Annotated in this window: 4 protein-coding genes; 1 reads left to right on the top strand and 3 read right to left on the bottom strand. The window is 70.1% G+C overall.

Features of this window, described 5'->3' with window-relative positions; translation table 11 throughout:
* The coding region (tnpA, locus tag VF612_RS03190) for an IS200/IS605 family transposase (protein WP_408658400.1) at nt 1-184 on the top strand (184 nt) is incomplete at its 5' end.
* On the opposite strand, the gene VF612_RS03185 is transcribed toward tnpA, so the two are convergent.
* The 3 genes from VF612_RS03185 to urtD all read right to left on the bottom strand — a co-directional run bounded on the left by VF612_RS03185 (nt 181) and on the right by urtD (nt 2,580).
* Nucleotides 181-987 carry an XRE family transcriptional regulator gene (locus tag VF612_RS03185; protein WP_408658399.1) on the bottom strand — a complete coding sequence of 269 codons (807 nt, stop codon included), beginning with the start codon at nt 985-987 and terminating at the stop codon, nt 181-183. The two genes, tnpA and VF612_RS03185, sit on opposite strands and share 4 nt — an antisense overlap.
* Before the next feature lie 137 nt (nt 988-1,124).
* Complete coding sequence (gene urtE / locus VF612_RS03180; protein WP_408658398.1) at nt 1,125-1,820, bottom strand: urea ABC transporter ATP-binding subunit UrtE; 696 nt, start codon at nt 1,818-1,820, stop codon at nt 1,125-1,127.
* A gap of 1 nt (nt 1,821) precedes the next feature.
* A complete protein-coding gene (gene urtD, locus VF612_RS03175; protein ID WP_408658397.1) occupies nt 1,822-2,580 on the bottom strand; it encodes an urea ABC transporter ATP-binding protein UrtD in 759 nt (252 codons plus the stop codon).
* Between the last annotated feature and the right edge of the window lie 113 nt (nt 2,581-2,693).

The following is a 2,693-nucleotide window of genomic DNA, read 5'->3' as shown; positions in this document are numbered from 1 at the left end:
GAAGCTGGTCAACTCCCTCAAGGGCGTGTCCTCCCGCCGGTTGCGGCAGGAGTTCCCCGACCTACGACGGCACTACTACCGGGCCAACAAGCTCTGGTCGGGCTCGTACTTCGCGGGCTCCGTCGGCGGCGCCCCGCTCTCGATCGTGAAGCAGTACATCGAGCAGCAGAACCGCCCGGTTTAAGGCACTGCTCGGGCCTTGGCGGCCCTCCCAGCGCGGGCCTTCACCCCCGCCCTGAAGGGCGGAGCACTGGCCCGCATTCCGGGTAGCAGGTTCGCTGCGAGGTCCAGGCGTTTACGGAATTGGTCGGCTTCGCCGTGTAGCGCCCAGCCGCGGGCTTCCTGCTGTGCGGCTAGGGCTTGCAATTTGGGGCTGATCGGGCCGGGGACCTTGCGGGCGGCTGCGGCCAGGTCGACGACGTTCACCGGGTCGTCGTCGGCGAGCGCGATGTTCGACCGCCGGATCAGCATGTAGGCGACCATCTGATAGTCGCCGATGGACTGCGCCCACTGGCTGCCGCGGTCGGACCACCACACCGCGGCGGTGACGTCTCCGGCGTCCTGGTGCAGCCAGCCGGCGAATTCGGCGTAGCGGGCCAGCAGCCTCAGCAGCGGCTCCGTGGTGCCGGGCCGGGCGTGACGGCGCAACTCATCAAGCACCTCGATCTGCGCGTGTACTGGACCGAGCATCTGCCGCGGACCGAGCATCTTGTCCGCGGTGAACCCCTGCTCCAGCGCCGTCTCGAAGTAGCTGATCACTTGCGGGTCCACCCGGCGTGTCGCGGACAGCACCTTCGAGACGCGTTCGGCTGCATCCAGGTCAGCAACCCCGGCGGGCAGGATCGCTCGCAACGCCCCACCGCTGAGCAGCTTGCCCACATCGCGTCGCGACAGGCTCACATCCACGGTCCTTCCGTCAGGGGTCCGAAGCTGCAAGGTCACCGTATCGCCATCGTTGACCTCCAGCCGACCCGTCGGAAGGGTCATCGGCCCCATCTCCGCCGTGGCGGCGCCCTCCGGGGCGAGGGAACGCAACACCGGGAGCAGCCCTCCGGTGCCCAGCACCTCATCGAGGTGGGCGACGTTCTCCGGGTCCGCCTGAAACCGCTGCCGCGCGCGCCCGCTCAGACGGCTAGGAGCCGGCGCACCGACTCGTCGTGCAACTCCTCGCTGTCGCCGGCCCGGACCACCTCCCCGGCGTCCAGGATCACGAACTGGTCGGCCAGCCGCAGGGCCAACTCCAGGTACTGCTCGACCAGCAGGATCGCCAGACCGGCCTGCTCGTGCAGGGACCGGATCGCCGCCTCGATCTCCAGCACGATGGACGGCTGGATCCCCTCCGTCGGCTCGTCCAGCAGCAGCATCTTCGGCTCGGTGACCAGCGCCCGGGCGATGGCCAGCTGCTGCTGCTGGCCACCGGACAGGAACCCGGCCCGCCGCCGCAGCAACCCCCGCAACGCCGGGAACAGATCCAGCGCCTCGTCCAACGCCCCCGGCCGGGCGTTCGGCGCCGCCTCCCGGGCCACCTGGAGGTTCTCGCCGACGGTCAACTGCGGGAACGTCTCGTGCCCCTGCGGCACGTACCCCAGACCCAGCCGGACCCGTTCGTGCGTCTTCATCCGGGTGATGTCCTGGCCGTCGAAACGCACCGTTCCGGCCCGCACGGGTAGCACGCCCATCACGGCCTTTAGCAGGGTCGTCTTGCCGACCCCGTTGCGACCCATCAGGCAGACCAGCGAGCCGGCCGGAGCCTCGAGGTCCACCCCGAAGAGGACCTGCGCGCGACCGTACGACACCTGCAGTCCCTGGACGGACAACATCTCAGGCCACCTCCTTGCTCAGCTCGTCCCGGGTGCGCCCGAGGTAGACCTCCTGCACGCGCGGGTCCGCCTGCACCTCGGCCACGGTGCCCTCCCGCAGCAGCCTGCCCTCGTGCAGCACCGTCACCGTGCTGGCGAACCGTCGCAGGAAGTCCATGTCGTGCTCGACCACCAGGACCGTATGGTCCCGGGCGACCAGCCGCAGCAGTTCACCGGTCCGCTCACGTTCCGCCCGGCTCATCCCGGCCACCGGTTCGTCCAGCAGCAGCAACCGCGGCTGTTGAGCCACCAGCATGCCGATCTCCAGCCACTGGCGCTGACCGTGCGACAGCACCCCGGCCGGGCGGTCCGCGAGGTCGCCGAGGCCGGTGGTGTCCAGCGCCGCCGCCACCTCGTCGGAGATCCGCCGACGGCGCCGCAGCAGCGCCGGCAGCGGCCGCCGGAAGCTCGCTGCCAGGTCGAGGTTGTCGAGGACGGTCAGCTCCTCGAACACCACGGACGTCTGGAAGGTACGGCCCACGCCGGCCCGCACGATGGCGTGCTCGGACCGGCCGACGATCTCCTGCCCGGCGAAGCGCACCGAGCCCGACGCCGGCTTGGTGAGACCGGTGACGACGTCGATCAGGGTGGTCTTGCCGGCGCCGTTGGGGCCGATCAGGAACCGCAACTCGCCCTGCTGCAGGGTGAAGTCCAGGTCGGTGACGGCGTGGAACCCGGAGAACACCACGTTCAGCCCGCGTACCTCCAGCAGAGCACTCATGCCGGGCCTACCTTTCGCATGCGCTCCTGGCCCTCGCTGCGCTCGGTGCAGTCGCTCATGCCGGCACCTCGGTCCGTTGGTCGGTCACCGGAACCGGCGCTGGAGCCGGTACC

The sequence above is a fragment of the Jatrophihabitans sp. genome, from assembly GCF_036388195.1.
Classification (GTDB): Bacteria; Actinomycetota; Actinomycetes; order Mycobacteriales; family Jatrophihabitantaceae; genus Jatrophihabitans_A.
The sequence above is the reverse complement of the archived record's forward strand: the minus strand, read 5'-3'. Positions and strand labels throughout refer to the sequence as shown.